This window comes from Rugamonas rivuli (assembly GCF_009380165.1).
In the GTDB taxonomy this organism is placed as follows: Bacteria; Pseudomonadota; Gammaproteobacteria; order Burkholderiales; family Burkholderiaceae_D; genus Rugamonas; species Rugamonas rivuli.
On sequence record NZ_WHUF01000001.1, the window covers coordinates 418387 to 432764 of the forward strand.

Annotated in this window: 13 protein-coding genes; 2 read left to right on the forward strand and 11 right to left on the reverse strand. The window is 66.2% G+C overall.

Annotated elements, in window-relative coordinates:
* Window positions 1–105: 105 nt before the first annotated feature.
* Complete coding sequence (locus GEV01_RS01915) at window positions 106–510, forward strand: hypothetical protein (RefSeq protein WP_152801160.1); 405 nt, start codon at window positions 106–108, stop codon at window positions 508–510.
* Between the two features lie 12 nt (window positions 511–522).
* Window positions 523–1170 carry a PEP-CTERM sorting domain-containing protein gene (locus GEV01_RS01920; RefSeq protein WP_152801162.1) on the forward strand — a complete coding sequence of 216 codons (648 nt, stop codon included), beginning with the start codon at window positions 523–525 and terminating at the stop codon, window positions 1168–1170.
* Here GEV01_RS01920 and GEV01_RS01925 read toward each other — a convergent pair.
* The 11 genes from GEV01_RS01925 to GEV01_RS01975 are packed head-to-tail and all read right to left on the reverse strand — an operon-like array spanning window position 1146 to window position 14360.
* On the reverse strand, window positions 1146–2156 hold the full coding sequence (locus tag GEV01_RS01925; RefSeq protein ID WP_152801164.1) for a class II aldolase/adducin family protein: 1011 nt from the start codon (window positions 2154–2156) through the stop codon (window positions 1146–1148). The two genes, GEV01_RS01920 and GEV01_RS01925, sit on opposite strands and share 25 nt — an antisense overlap.
* Complete coding sequence (locus GEV01_RS01930) at window positions 2153–2908, reverse strand: HAD family hydrolase (RefSeq protein ID WP_235914137.1); 756 nt, start codon at window positions 2906–2908, stop codon at window positions 2153–2155. Before GEV01_RS01930 ends, GEV01_RS01925 begins: the two co-directional genes overlap by 4 nt.
* Window positions 2909–2911: 3 nt before the next feature.
* A complete protein-coding gene (locus GEV01_RS01935; RefSeq protein ID WP_152801165.1) occupies window positions 2912–4918 on the reverse strand; it encodes a uridine kinase in 2007 nt (668 codons plus the stop codon).
* Window positions 4915–5526, reverse strand: a complete 612-nt coding sequence (locus GEV01_RS01940) for a phosphatidylinositol-specific phospholipase C/glycerophosphodiester phosphodiesterase family protein (protein WP_152801167.1) — start codon at window positions 5524–5526, stop codon at window positions 4915–4917. Before GEV01_RS01940 ends, GEV01_RS01935 begins: the two co-directional genes overlap by 4 nt.
* On the reverse strand, window positions 5523–6221 hold the full coding sequence (locus GEV01_RS01945; RefSeq protein WP_152801169.1) for a glycosyltransferase family 2 protein: 699 nt from the start codon (window positions 6219–6221) through the stop codon (window positions 5523–5525). The genes GEV01_RS01940 and GEV01_RS01945 overlap by 4 nt, the downstream gene beginning before the upstream one ends.
* A complete protein-coding gene (locus tag GEV01_RS01950) occupies window positions 6218–6628 on the reverse strand; it encodes a GtrA family protein (RefSeq protein WP_175022873.1) in 411 nt (136 codons plus the stop codon). The genes GEV01_RS01945 and GEV01_RS01950 overlap by 4 nt, the downstream gene beginning before the upstream one ends.
* Window positions 6625–8310, reverse strand: a complete 1686-nt coding sequence (locus GEV01_RS01955) for an NTP transferase domain-containing protein (protein ID WP_328595413.1) — start codon at window positions 8308–8310, stop codon at window positions 6625–6627. The genes GEV01_RS01950 and GEV01_RS01955 overlap by 4 nt, the downstream gene beginning before the upstream one ends.
* 12 nt (window positions 8311–8322) lie before the next feature.
* Window positions 8323–10566: a carbohydrate binding family 9 domain-containing protein gene (locus GEV01_RS01960; protein WP_152801175.1), complete on the reverse strand. Its 2244-nt coding sequence runs from the start codon at window positions 10564–10566 to the stop codon at window positions 8323–8325.
* A gap of 7 nt (window positions 10567–10573) precedes the next feature.
* Window positions 10574–12142 carry a glycosyltransferase family 87 protein gene (locus tag GEV01_RS01965; RefSeq protein WP_152801177.1) on the reverse strand — a complete coding sequence of 523 codons (1569 nt, stop codon included), beginning with the start codon at window positions 12140–12142 and terminating at the stop codon, window positions 10574–10576.
* The gene (locus GEV01_RS01970; RefSeq protein WP_152801179.1) at window positions 12139–13497 is read right to left on the reverse strand and encodes an FAD-dependent oxidoreductase; all 1359 of its coding nucleotides are present in this window, start codon (window positions 13495–13497) and stop codon (window positions 12139–12141) included. Before GEV01_RS01970 ends, GEV01_RS01965 begins: the two co-directional genes overlap by 4 nt.
* Window positions 13494–14360, reverse strand: a complete 867-nt coding sequence (locus tag GEV01_RS01975; protein ID WP_152801181.1) for a DUF6875 domain-containing protein — start codon at window positions 14358–14360, stop codon at window positions 13494–13496. Before GEV01_RS01975 ends, GEV01_RS01970 begins: the two co-directional genes overlap by 4 nt.
* Between the last annotated feature and the right edge of the window lie 18 nt (window positions 14361–14378).

Genomic DNA, 14378 nt, shown 5'->3' on the forward strand with positions numbered 1-14378 from the left:
AAAAAACAACGCATTCAAGCGGGCTTCGCCCGTGCGTACGGCGTCGTACAGATAGATATCCAGGCTTGCGAGAAAATTAATATACTTTATTAAAGGACATCTATCATGGACGCCACCCTCCGCATCGCACAGTGCCTGTTATGCATCGGCCTTGTCGCCAGCACCGCCTATGCCGCAGCCGACGTCAATCGCTGCATTTCGGCCGACGGCAAAGTGCTGCTGACCGACGCCGATTGCCCTGTGGGCAGCCAATCCGACGCCAGCGACGACGGCTCGGCAGGCATCGCCATCAACAGCGGCGGCGCCGCTCCGAAGTCCACCAACGGTTTCGAACGCGTGGCGGTAGTCACGCCTGTCGCACAGCTGCCGCGCAGCCCATGGGCCGATCTGCCGCGCCCACTCACACACAAGACCATAGGCCAGGATGCGGGAACCCTCCAGGCAGCCTATCTCACCATGCAGATGCAGGACGAAATGCGCCGTCAACGCCATGTCGCCGCGCTGCGCTAACCAGGACACTACATGAAAATGACCACCGCTGCGGCCATGGCCGCGATGCTCTTCTCCTGTTACGCACACGCTGACGACAACGTCGCCTACCTCGCCGATGTCGACTCGTTTGGCGACGGCATGGGCGATTCCGCCGGCGCCACTTTGGGAGGCGGCATCGCGCGGATCGATAGCGTGACCGATGGCGAGTTCAATCCGATCGGCCAACAGTGGAATTTCGGCTCCGTGTACTGGTCCGGCGGGGACGCCGGCCTGACCATCACGCTGGCGCACGCCGCCTCCGTCAACCGTCTGGTCCTCGAAGCCGACAACGGCGACGACTACCGCATCGAATTCCTCGACCGCGCCAACGTCTGGCAATCGGCGACCACGGTCAATACCGACCGGTCCCCGACGGGACAGAATCTGTTTGGCGGCCCGCTGCTTACACCGGTGGTGGCCAAGGCCTTCCGCATCACGGCCAAGGGCGACAACCACTATTCGGTGGCCGAGTTCCAGGCCTACGGCGAACTGGTGGTCGACGATACGCCGCCCGGCGATCCGGTCGAACCGGGTTCGCCGGTTCCCGAACCTTCGACTTTGCTTATGATGGCTGTGGGCCTGGCGCTGCTGGCGGCCCGCCGCGCGCAGCTTGGCTACCTGGCCATCGCCAGGCGATAGCGCTCGGCGTCCCAGTCCAGCAGTTCGGCCAATTGCGGCGGCGTCAGCGTGGTTAATGGCGCATCGGATGGCTGGCGGGCCAGGATGTCGTAGTAGCAGCGCAGCTGCGCCGTGCGGGCTGCGCCGAAGTCCCCGGCCACATAAACACCCACGCCGGCGATGATGGCCAGCCTGGCTTCGTCGCCCATTGTTTGCGCGGCGACGAACGACTCGGCGTCCGCGTAGCATGCGGCTTCCGCGCCGAGGAACACCACATGATCCGGGCACAATGTCCATTCCTTCCGGAGCCGCTTGTACAGACGCGGATCGAGGGCCAACTGCTGTATGCCCTCATCGGAAATGGCTGTCAGCTTCGCCATTGTGCTTGCCTCGGCGCCCGTCGGTGCGACCGGTGCGACCGGCTCGGTGCGCATGCAGGCCAGCAGCGACGTTAGTATGGTTTCTACTTCGCCCACGTCGGCGCCGCCTATCACCACGCCATGATTCTGCAGGAAGATAATCTGTGCCTCCGGCTGTTCGCGCAAGCGCGCCACAATCGCCCCGGCCAGCGCGGCTCCCGGTTTGTGATAATCCACCCAGCACCAAGGCGCCGGGGCCGGTGCGGGGCCGGCGAAGTCCGGACGGACCAGATGCGCTAGAATCTCCACTGCATGCAGATGCATCACCACTGTCTGGGGCATCAACGCATGCATCAGCGTCTCGATCGACGGCCGCAGCGCGCTGCCCGCGAGCGCTCGCGGCACGACTTCCATATCGCCGGCGGCGATGGCGGCCCGTAAATGGGCCAAGTCAACCGGCACGAAGATATTCGTCCGCTGCGCCTCCGCCAGCCATGTGCCCGAAGCCTTGACCCACATCGTATCGCCGTTCTTCCACGATGCGTTGCCGCCCGCACCCTGTACCAGCAGGGGATCGGTGCCGACCCGCGCACAATAGGCGCTGACCTCAGCGCGCAGGCCGTCCTGCTTGTCATCGCGCGCGTTCAATGCGCCGCCCCTAGCCGTTCGAGCAGCTTGCGCACCTGGCCGAATTCCTGGAACACCGCGTCGGCGGCGTTCTCGCCCTGGCCTTGCTGCACGCCGTTGTGCAGTTTCTGCAGCGTGACGGCGTCTATCCTGCGGCGGGCGCCGCCGATATCGTTGACCGGGTTATCGCCGATCATCCAGATGCAGTTGCCGCTGGGGCGTACTTTTTTCAACGCCAGTTCGAACTGCGCGCCGTGCGGCTTGTCATAGCCCGCTTCCTCGCTGGTGACGATATAGTCGAAGTAGCGGTCCAGGCCAAAGTAGACCATCTTGCGGAACTGGATCTGCGCGGTCAGGTCGGTGACGATGGCGGTGGGGATGCCGAGCAGGCGGATGTCGTCCAGCAGCTCTTTCACGCCATCGAACAGCACCGCATTGCTGAGGAAGGTGCGCCAGTAGGTCTGCTCCAGGTCCAGCGCCACCAGGACCTGTGAGCCGAGGCCGATGATCTCCAGCATGCGCTGCAGGTACAGCAGGCGGCTGTGCGAGGCCGCCGTATCCTTCAGGCGCAGCTTGACTTCGCTGCGGGCACTGGCATAGGCCTTGTCGAAATCGTCCGGGTCGAGCGAGAAGGTGGCGGCCACCTTGCCGCGCACCGCGCTCATGGCCAGCGCGTGCGCCGGATCGTAGTGGTACAGCGTGTTGTCGGTGTCGAACAGGATGGCGTCCGGGATCTGCGTGAAGCGGTCGTCGTTGGATATTTTGATCATCATGATTTACCAGATTAAGCGTTTGTTCAAGGCTTGGTGTATGTGCGCCAATGCGATCAGCTGCATCAGCCCCAGCGCGCCGTCGCGCCATTGCGGTACGGTGTCGAGAAACTCGGTAATGCGCGGGAACAGCGTGGCGGCGGCCATGGCGATATCCTCGCTGGTGGCTTCGCCTTCAATGGTCAGGGCGATCTCGCTGGCGTCGTCGTCCATCGCCAGGTCCACATGCAGGCCGCACACGCCGACCAGCACCCGCCGCAGCGACAGCTCGTTGAGGCCATTGCGGGACCGCACCAGCAGCTTGACGCGCGGCGCCTCGCTGCCGACCGGATGCTCCAACAGGTCCGGATGAATGGGCCGCAGTGACAGCACCAGGCTGGCGTGGCGCGCCTGCGGCCGCACGAAGCGGATCGAGTCTGGCTCCCGCTTGTCGAGCGACGAGCGTACCCGTTCGGCGCTGTGGCCCCGTTCCAGCACGTCGCGCTGCAGCTTGTAGTAACGCCGCAGCCCTTCGTCGATATCGAGATAGATGCTCAGGTCATAGCACTCGCGCAGCACCGGCAGGTACAGCGCATGCAGGCCGCTGGCGATGATGAAGTCGTTGCTGCGCACGCGCTGCGGGCGGCTCATCTTGCCGCTGCCATGGTCGTAGTGGCGCGACAGGATGGCCTTGCCGTCGGTGAGGGCCAGCAGATCGTTGGCGTAGGATTCCAGGTCGTTGGCCATCGGGCTCAGATGGGTCATGACCTGCCACATCGGCTTGGCCCGGTCCCACAGGTGGTAGTCGTCGCCGGACAGGTGCGCCACCGAATGGCCGCCGAACAGGCCTCGCAGGGATTCGGCCAGCGTATCCTTGCCGGCGCCGGAATCGCCGGCGATGCCGATCACGAAAGGCTTGCGGCTGAAACGGAAGTAATCGTTCGAACTGACCGTTTCGCGCCACATCCGCAACGCCAGCACGATGCCGACGGCGGTCATCATCGTGTGCACCACTGGCGTCACCGATGCCAGCGGCAGCGCCGCCAAGACGTCGGGCGGCAGGTTATCCAGCACGAACAGCGCCGAGAAGCCCGCCGTCAGCAGCACGGCCAACCTGTCGCTGGCGGCTTGGTAGAACACCAGCGTCGGAACGATCCACACGAACCAGCCCGGGGAGGCTGGCGTCAGCAGCACCACCAGCAGGAAGCCCAGTCCCAGCAAGGCGCTGAACAGTTCGAAGTTCATGCGCCGCACGCGCCAGGCCAAGTACAGCGTGACCAGGTAGGCCAGCGGCATCACATACACGGTGGTGCCGGCGCCGACGTGCAGCGAGAACTGATAGACCTTGCCCATCTCCGGATTATTCAGCAGCATCCGCAGCGCCGCGTCCGAGTACAGGAAGGGCAGGCCGAACACGGCTCCCGCCAGCGCGGCGCCGCGCGCGAAGGCGGGCAACTGCTGCTGCAAGGCGCGGTTGCGGGTCAGGTAGATCAGGAAAAAGGGCAGCGCCAGCACCATGCTCAGTTTTGCCGATACCGCCGCAGCACACAAGGCGCCTGCCGCAGCCAGTTGCCGCCGCCGCGTGCAGTACAGCGCCGCCACCAGCAGCAGCATCGGCACGACGTCGTTCAGGCCCAGGCCATAGGTGGCCAGCAGCATCACGGGCGACAGCCAGTACAAGGCCAGCAGCAGCGTGTCGCGCCCGGGCAGCATCCTGCTCAGCACCTGCAGCAGCAGCATGTCCGCACCCAGCAAGCCGGCGCCGTAGGCATGGCCGATGCCGATGCCGGCCGCCTTGGCCACCAAGGCCAACGGCATCAGCGCCAGCCACATGACGTAACCGTAGGGGAAGGCCGCCGGCGTGCCCCCCTGGGCGAGGAACACAGCCCAGGGATCGGCAGACAGCTGGCTGGCGCTGGCGGAGAGGAAGGGCGCATACCACTCGGTGACGGCGTGCGGCACGATCGTCGCCAGCATGGCGATCCGCAGCACCAGGCCGAATGCGAATAGCGGATGGCGGAACAGGCGCATCATGCACGCACCTGATTTTGCGCCTGGCTTTGCCACAGGTCCGGCCGCTTGGTGCAGACCGCGTCGGCGACGATGCCGCGTTCGGCCAGCAGCGCCGCCAGTTGGGCGATTTCCTCAGGGCCGCGCCCCTGCAGCTCGGGCGACACCAGGCATAGCTTGAAGCCCGCTCCGCGCAGCCGCGCGGCGTCCCCGCCGCTGAGCGGGAAGCGGGTGAAGCAGTCGACCCACACCCAGTCTATCTGTCCGGCCAGCGTCAGCGCCGTGTCGATGGATTCGAACTCCGACACCCGTACCGCGCAGCGCCGCTCGCCGGCCCTGGCCCATTTGACCAGGAAGGGGAAGGACTGGTCGAGGAAAAAATAGTCGTCGATGCCGTGCTGGCGCAGCAGCGCGATCAGCGCCGCTTCCAGGCCTTCCTCCTTGACGTTGAGGATCAGCGTGCCGTGGCGGTAGGCCGCCAGCCACGGTTCGAACGCCTCGCCGGGCGTCAAGGCATCGTGATGGATGATGAGCCGTCCGCCGTCGCTGCGGATATCGACTTCCACGCCGAGGTGTTCGGGCGTGTCGGCCAATTGGGCCAGGGTATTGCGGCGATGTGAGATCAGATTCATGGTTTCAGTGAGTTTTTTAATTGCAGGCTGAAGTCGACGGTGCGCCGGATGAACTTCCGCTTGGCCGCCCAGTTGACGTTCCAGTGCGAGACACCGTGTGCGCGCTCGCCGAAGCGCACGGGAAACCGGTGCACCGCCAGTCCGGCGCGGCGTGCCTGGTAGTAGGCGTACAGGTCGAGCGAGAAGTCGTGCGGTGCGTTGCGCCATGTGTCGAAGAAGCGCCTGGAAAACATGGTCGGTTGGGCGTTGATGTCCCACAGCGGGGTCGCCAGCAACAGCGTCTCGAAGGCGCTCATGCCGGCCGTGAACAGTACGTCGGCCAGCGGCCTGCCGTAGCGGCGGCCCTTGACGAAGATGCCGTCGCCGTGGCGCTCGAACAGGGCCAGCCCGTGCAGCGCGTCCTGCGGATCGGTCTGGAGGTCGGCATGGGTCCAGCCGACGATCTCGCCGGTGGCCGCCGCCAGTCCCGCCAGGATGCCGTAGCCGTAGCCTTGGTTGACATCGACGCGGATGCTCCGGCAGCCGGGGCAAGTCGGCAGCAGCGTGGCCAGCACCTGCGGACTGTCGTCGGTTGAACCGTTATCGACCAGGATAATTTCGACGTCATCCCGCAGCGCGAGCGGAAAGCAGCGCTTGAGCAGCAGCGGCAGATTGGCGGCTTCGTTGTAGCACGGGATCACCAGCGAGAATCTCATGGCAGCTCCGTACGGCGGGCGTGGGAGAACACCAGCGTCTTCATGCCGATGAAGTTCAGCGTGGCCGATACGCCGGTCGCCGCCACGAAGGCCAGCGACACCGCGACTGCGGGACCGGCCGCGTCCAGTATCCGCAGCGCGATGGCGTTGACCGCGACGTTTGCGGCCAGCGTGGCGCCGTACAGGACGGCGAAGCGCGCCGCGCTGCCGGGAGCTGCGGCGCGGTGGCCGAAGGTCCAGCGGCGGTTGGCGCAGTAGGCGAACACCGTACCCGCCAGGAAGCCGACCGCTTTGGCCGGCGCGGTGGCCGCCAGCCCGGACGCCATCAGCGCACGATAGACCAGCAGGTCCACCAGCACCGTCAGCGTGCCGACAACCAGGAACACCGGCAGCTCGCGGCGCATCATGCCATCCTCCCGGGATCGGCCGGCGTGATGGCGCGGTAGCGGTGCGCCAGCTCCGCCAAGGCTTCGTCGGGAACGCGGGCGTCCTGCTCCAGCGTGTACGGATGGCCGGCCCATTTGTGGAAGCAGGATTGCCAGTACTCGAAGGTGCGCAGGTCGTCCGGCGTGCCCCAGGACAGGTAGTGGTCCACTTCGAACAGGCGGCAGTCGAGTCCCATGGCGATGGCGTCGTTGATGCAGGAGTCCAGGTAGTACTCGCCGTTGACGCGGCCATCGCGCGCGATCAGCGCATCCACCAGCCGGCGCAGGTCGGCGGTGCGGCGGAAGGTAAAGGCGCCCAGCACGATGGCATCGGTGGCGGGATCCGCCAACGGCGTCTTGACCGATATGCGGCGGATGCGGCCCTGGTCTTCGTCGATCCAGCCGAACATCTGCGGTCTGCGGATGGCGTTGGCGTTGCCGCGCACGCCCCATACGATCACGTCGACCTGCGGATCGTCGGCCAGCAGACGGAACGCCGCCTGGTCGTACAGCATGCCGAAGTCGCACGCGCCCACCGTCAACGGGCCTTGCGCTTCCAGGCCCGCTTCGGCCAGCGCGTCGACGCCGGCCAGCGCGGTGCACGCCTGGCCTTCGCTGACCTGGGGCAGCGTGGCGATCACAGCGCCGGGATGGCGCTGCCGCAGTTCTTCAGCGATTGCGGTATGGCCCGGCATGTCCGCGCGCAGCACGAAGCAGTGCTGCAGCGCCGGCGGCAGATCATGCACGGCCTGCGCCACCATGGGCTGTCCGGAGACGCCGATCAGCGGCTTGGTCAGCGCATAGCCCTGGTCGGCGAAGCGTTGGCCCATGCCGGCCATCGGCAGCACCAGCGCGCCCGCCGCCGGGGCCTCCGTTGACGCGGCCGCAGACTCCGGCCGCTGCGCGAGGCGGGCGAAGGCGGACGACCAGCCACGGTATTCGGCCACGTCCTCCGGCGTCCCCCACTGCATGAAGTGCTGCAGCGGATAGACAGCCACGCGCCGGCCGGCCGCCAGCATCGGACGGTAGGCCAGGCTGACGTAATATTCCCCGCCGACCGTCAGCTGCTGTTCCATCGTGGCCCTGAATGCTTCTTCCATCAGCCGTCCCGACGCAAAGTAGTAGCTGCCGCTGGACGCATACTCTTCCATGCGATTGTCGGTGTACGGCTGCTTCTCCTGGATAGCCTGCACCCAGCCGTTTTGCTCGCGCATGTAGGCATAGTTGGTGCTGCCCAGCGTATGCGGGTGGAAGCCGCGATAAGCCGGAATCGCTCCGTCGCACTCGTTGATCGAGACGAACTGCTTGAAGTGCCGCCAGTCCCAGTAGCAGCTGAAGTCGCAGTAGTTCACCAGCACCGGGCGCTCCGGATCGATCAGATTCCCGACCTGGAGCACCGCGTGCACCGGGCCGAGTTTATGCGGCGCGATAGCGGCGATGCGGCCCTGCGGGCACCAGCGGCGCAGCACTTCCTCCATGCGGTAAGCCGGCTCGCGCAGATGCTCCTCGTTGCAGATGAAGAGGAAGTCCGCATCCGCATCGAACATCTCGATGACATGGGCGATGATCGGCTTGCCGTCGATCTCGATCAATGGCTTGGGCAGTTCGTAGCCGGCACGGCGAAAGCGCTCACCGAAGCCGGACATCGGTACGATAATTTGCACGGGTCGCATGGTTCAGAGCTGGAACAGGTAATTGAGTTTGACGAAAGCCTTGCGGCCGGTGTGTAGCTCAAGCCCGCGCGTGCGCTCCAGCAGCGCCGGATTGCCCACCAGTTGCAGGTTCTCCTGGCGGTCCGTATAGCCGGCGAACAGCGACGTGCCGGGGCTGAGCAGATAGCTGAACAGCAGGTCGGCGGTCAGCTGTTTGCCGCCGGGGAGCGCGGTCAGCTGGCTGTTGGTGCGCAGGTTGGTGTAGTCCAGGATCAGGTGGGCCGACAGGAAGCGGCTGTACTGGTAGTTGAACTTGGTGCGCGACAGCAGCTCGCGGTACACGCCGGTGCCGGCGCCCACGCCGGCCATGCCGCTCTTGGTGCGCAGGTCGTTCCAGAACAGCGTCTGCTCGACGCGGAACTGCGGATGCGGCGTGAACTTGATATTGGCCGAGACGCTGCGGGCGTCGCCGAGGGCGGCTTGCGTGCCGGCCGCCGGCACATAGTTGATCACGTCGTTCTGGCCGACCTTGACCCAGCCGTTCAGCCAATCGAACCATTCGGTGCTGGCGGCCAGCTGGTAGCCGTTCTTGTGGAAGCGCTGGCCGGCGTACAGTTCATGCGCGTCGAGCTTGTGGGCTTCGAAGGTGGTGGCGCGCAGGCCCTTGACGGTGTACCAGGCGTCGCTCGACCAGTCTTGCAGCTGGCCGTCGTGGTCCTTGGTATAGAGCGCCTTGATGCTCGGCCCCGTGCTGACCAGCCAAGGGGCGTCGGTGAAGTTCCACATGTAGCTCGCTTCCTGGCCCAGCTGACGGATATCGGTGCGCGGAATGAAGGCCAGTTCGCTCTCGAAACGGCGCGATACGTCGAGGTAGGTGGTCGCGTAATTGAAACTGCGGTCGGTGCGGCGCAGCTCTGCGTAGGCCAGGCTGCCGGTGCTGTCCGGCGTGCCGCTGTCGCTGGTGCGGCTGCTGGCCGCCTGGCCGCTGGCCACCCAGTTCTCGTTCAGCTTCCAGCGTAGGTCGGCCCCGGCGACGGTGTTGGCATGGCCGGCGATGCGGCGGTCTGTCACCATCGCGCCCAGGTTCGAATCGGTGTCGAAGTCGCGCTGGCCGCGTGCCACGGTGATGCGGGCCTTCTTGCCATAGGCCGGGTCGCCCGGAGCCGCCAGTTTGCCGGCCGCCTCGTCGTTCATCAGCAGGCCGCCCAGCGACCAGTCGCCGGTGCGGCCGGTGATGCGCGCGCCCAGTTGCGGATCGATGATGCGGCGCGAGAAGAACAGCTGCTGCGGCGTGGCGAAGAAGCCGGAATTCTCCAGGAAGAAAGGGCGCTTTTCCGGGAACTGCACTTCATAGCGCTGATCGATGATGACCTGCGGTTCATCCGATTCGACTTCGCTGAAGTCGGGATTGAAGGTCAGGTCGACCGCGAAGGCGTCGGCCAGCACGAACTTCGCGTCCAGGCCGGCCTGGTTCTTGTTGTCGTGCTGCCAGCCGGGGCGCGTCGGATCGCTCTGGTCAAGCGCACGGCTGCGGCCCAGGTATGCGTAGGGATTGAGCTGGATGTTGCGGCCGGCCGATACCGGGGCGGCGATTTCCGCAGCAGCCATCTGCGGCACGAAGGCTTCCTGGCGCTGGGTGATGTAGGGCCAGTACGAGAACTCGTTCAGGCGCGGCACGATGCGGCCCACCGACACGCCCCAGTCCTGCACGTCGGCGCTGCGGAAGCGCAGGCTCTTGAACGGAATCGCCATCATGACGACGTAGCCGTCGGCGGTCAGTTTGCCGTCGGAGGTCCACTGGGTGTCGAAGTTGAAATCGTCGCCCACGCCCTCGGTGTGCTTGGCGTCCATCTGCACGCCGTAGGGATTGGCGTAGAAGCGGAATGAACGCTGCTTGTCGTGGAAGGTGTCCAGGTCCAGCTGCACGGCGTCGTCGCCAGGCAGGTCTTCACGGCGGGCGATGCGGGCGCGCACGAGTTTAGGATCGTCCTTGCAGACGAAGACGGCGTAGAAGTTCTGGTCGTCATAGGACAGGTAGGCGCGCGTCTCCAGCGACGCCGGCTGGCCATCGCCCGGCTGGAACTGGCGGAAGCCCTTGACTTCGACGCCGGCATCGGCCGGGATGCCTGAGACATAGTCGGACAGCACAGGCGCATGCGAGGCGCGCGGGATGCGCAGTTTATCCTCGGCGGCGGCGGAAGCGGTGACGAAGATCAGGGCCGACAACAGGTTGCGGCGCAGGCGGGAAGGGGTAGTCAGTTGCATCATATTGCTTTCATTGGTAGGAATCGGAACGCACCTGGGCCATGGCCGGCGCGGTAGCGGTGTTGGATGCGGTACTGCGGTGATGGGCGGCCCCGGCCCGGTCATGCGCCGCGCCGTCGCGCGGACGCAGCGTGGCCCACAGCCACAGGCCCAGCGCCAGCAGCTGGCTTGCTGTCGACACGGTCAGCAGCAGGGGCAGTTGTCCGGGCGCGGCGAGGCTGAATGGCATGACCAGTGCGAACCCCAGCCAGAGCACGGCCAGCCCGGCGATGCGCGCCGCGTTGACGGTGATCGAGCCGGCCAGCAGGCACCAGAGCCACAGTGCCGGGAACAGGCCGTAGTCGTCGGGCACGAAGGGGCTGCGCAGCGCCGCCAGTCCTAGCAGGGAAATCCAGACCGTGGCCTGGCGCAGTTGCGATGCGCCTTGCGTACGCCAGGCTGCGATCGCGGCGATCGCCACCAGCAGCAGCGACCAGACCCACGCGGCGCCGGCCACCATGTGATGATCCATGCCGGACAGGCCAAGCAGGCGCAGTTTGAATACCAGCCCGGGAACCGAGTCGTTGATGGCGGCGACGCCTTCCAGGCCGTCGAGCGCCAGCCAGCTCCACAACTCACCGCTGGCGATGCGCGGCAGTTCGAAGCCGATGAAGTCCTTGAACGGCGCGGCGCCCAGCAGCGCCAGGCCGAGGCCCGCGTAGGCCAGCGACCACGCCACGCTCCAGCCCAGCGCGCGCCAGCGGCGGCCGAACAGCAGGTAGGCGCACAGGATGCCGGGGAAGATCTTGACCATGGCGACGCCGAGCAGCGCGCCTCCCGCCAGGTCGCGGCCGCGCTGGAACAGCAGCATGGCCAGTACCGACAGGGCCAGCGCCGGCAGCTGGAAGTTCCCGGTCTGTAGCGTGATCAAGGTCGGCAGCGCGAGCCACGCGGCGGGCAGCAGCAGGGCGGCGCGACGTCCGGCCTGGCCGCCGATCCAACCGCACAAGGCCAGCATGGCGCCGGCCAGCAGCGCGGCATCCAGCGCGAACCATACCGCCCGCAGTTGCAGGAAGCCGCCGCCAACGGCGCCGACGGCGCGCGGCAGCAGCAGGAACTGCGGCGGATACAGGTAGGCGTCCAGCTTGAAGCGGCCCTCATTGCCTTCGTACGGGGTCTCTTCGTAGATGTTCACGCCACCCGTCTTGGCCAGTTCCGAGGCTTTCCAGTAACCGGACAGGCAGCTGTGGTTGACGTAGAACGGATCGAACCAGATCGCGGATGCCTGCGGGCGCTGCGGATCGGCCATGTAGACCCCGAGGCCGGCGGTGCGCGCCAGCGCGGTCAGTGCCAGCAGCAGCCACAGGATGGACAGCAGGCGGCGGCCATTGGAGATGCCGTCGAACTGCACCGGCAACCTGCGCGCCAGCCGTGGGCTGAGCAGCAGTGCGGCGGCCAGCGGCAGTAGCGCCAGCAAGGCTTGCGGCGACGACGGCACGAACAGCACGCTGCTGCCAACGGCGGCGAACATGCCGAACAACGCGGCCAGCAGCAGCGCAATTACGCGCCGCTCGATGGAGATGGAAACAGGTCGATTCATGGTTTGACTCCGATGGCGTAGGCCAGTCCGGCGCAGCACAGCGCGGCGATGCCGGCCAGCGCGGTGCGCAGCAGGCGTTCCTGGCGGTGCGAGCGTTCCAGCGCTTCGCCGTAAGGCATGGTGGAATGGGCGATCATGGTGTACAGCGGCAGCCAGCTGCGCGGCCACAATCGGTTCAGCGCAAGGTCCAGCCGTTTGCGGGCGATGAACCAGGGCGACTGCACTTTCTGCCGCAGCTCGACGAAGTTGGCCTTCGACAGTTCGGCCAGCACGTCGGTGTGGGGACGGCGCTGCTGTTCGTAACGGCTGAAGGCTGCGGCCAGATCCTTCGGCTGGTCTGCCAATGCGGCCATCAGCACGCAGCAGTCTTCAAAGGCGGAGTTCATGCCCTGGCCGTAGAACGGATAGACGGCGTGGCAGGCGTCGCCCAGCAGCACGGCCCAGTCGCCGAAGCGCCACGGTGCGGTGCGGGTGGTGATCAGGGAGCCGGTCGGATGGCGCTCCCATTGATCCAGCAGCCCTGGCAGCAGCGGCAGCAGGTCGGGGAAGTACTTGGCGAACAGCGCGCTGACCTGTTCCGGCGTGCGCACGGTAGCGAAGCTTTCCTCGCCCTCGAACGGCAGGAACAAGGTCAGTGTGTGCGAGCCGTCCAAGTTGGGATGCGAGACGAACAGGCAGTGGCTGCGCGGCCAGACGTGCAGCGCGGTCAGCTCGATCACCGAACTGCCGTCCGGGCGGGCGGCCAGCGTAAGTTCCTTGTAGCCCCATTCCAGGTATTCCTGATGGTAGTCGGCACGTTCGCCGTGCTGCAGCTCGCGACGCATGGCGGAGAAGGCGCCATCTGCGCCGGCCACCCACAGCGGCTGCACTGTCACGCTTCCATCCGGGGTGTCGAATTCCAGCGTACGGTTGGCCTTGTCCGCGCGTACCAGCCGGTGTTCGAAATGCAGCCTGACCTGCGGATGCTGCTGCGCGCGGTCCAGCAGCAGGTGATTGAGTTCGTTGCGGTCGATGGAATGGAGCACTTCGCCGGCGTCCTTGCCGTAGGCCTGGTAGCGGGTGCTGCCGTCTGGCGCGTGGATCACGCGGCCGCTCATCACCACCGAGCGGGCCAGCACATCGTCCAGCAGGCCGACCATGCGCAGGCCTTGCATACCGCGCTTGGACAGGCCAAGGTTGATGGAGCGGCCGGCGCCGGCCGACTGGCGGCGCGGGTCCGGCCGCCGTTCGTACAGGTCCACGCCGTGGCCTTGCCGAGCTAGCGCCAGTGCCAGCAGCGAGCCGGCCAGTCCACCGCCGACGATGGCGATGCGGGTGCTGTCGGCGTCCTGCGCGGGTTTGATCGCCGTGGTCATGGACGGCCTCCCAGCAAGGTGCCGGCAGCATCGGCCACTACGGCGGTAGGGCCTGCGCCTGCAACCGCCGCGGCATCGACGGCGGCAACGGCAGGCAGCAGCGCCAGGCGGATATCGATGCGTTGTTCGACTTCGGCCTCGATCACGCCGTCCAATGCCTGTTCCAGCTTGGTGCTCGGCAGCGTGCCGGCCATGCGGTACAGGTAGGAGCGCAGGAAGGCGGCGCGCACGCTGGCCGGATAGCCGGCACGCAGCAGGAAGGGCAGGTCGGAATCGACCATGTGCCGGATGGCGAGCATCGGGATCGGGCTGCGCAGTGGCCGGAACTCGGGGTTGCGCAGGCCTTCGCTCTCGTTCGCCGAGTGGAATTCGCCCAACATCAGGCCCATGTCGACGAAGTCGCGCTTGAGCCGGTACTGCACTTCGTCGACCACGGCTGCGCCTTCCGTACCCAGGTTCGGAAAGACCACCATGAACGCCTTGTTGATGGCATCGGGTCCGCGGGTCGGCTCGGTGGCCAGGAACAGATCGCGGTATTCGCTGATGATCGCGCTGATCTTGTCGAGGCTCAAGTCACGGTCGGTGATTTCCGCCAGCCAGATGCTGTCCTGTAGCAGCGAGACAGGCACGAACGGGCATACCGCGCCCTTGCGTCCCAGTTCCGGATGGGGGCGGGCCAGGAAGGCGCGCACCCAATCCATCACCTGGGCCAGCGGCGTGCCGCCCGGGTATTCGCGGTCGACTTCGGAAACGCGCATCAGGCGTGGAGATGCAGCAGGATGGGCTGCGGTCTCCGCGCGGGCCGCCGCCATCGGGCAGGTCGCCTGCGGCTGCGTGGATTGAGGATCTTTTTGAGTCATCATGTCACCATCGTGAGAAGT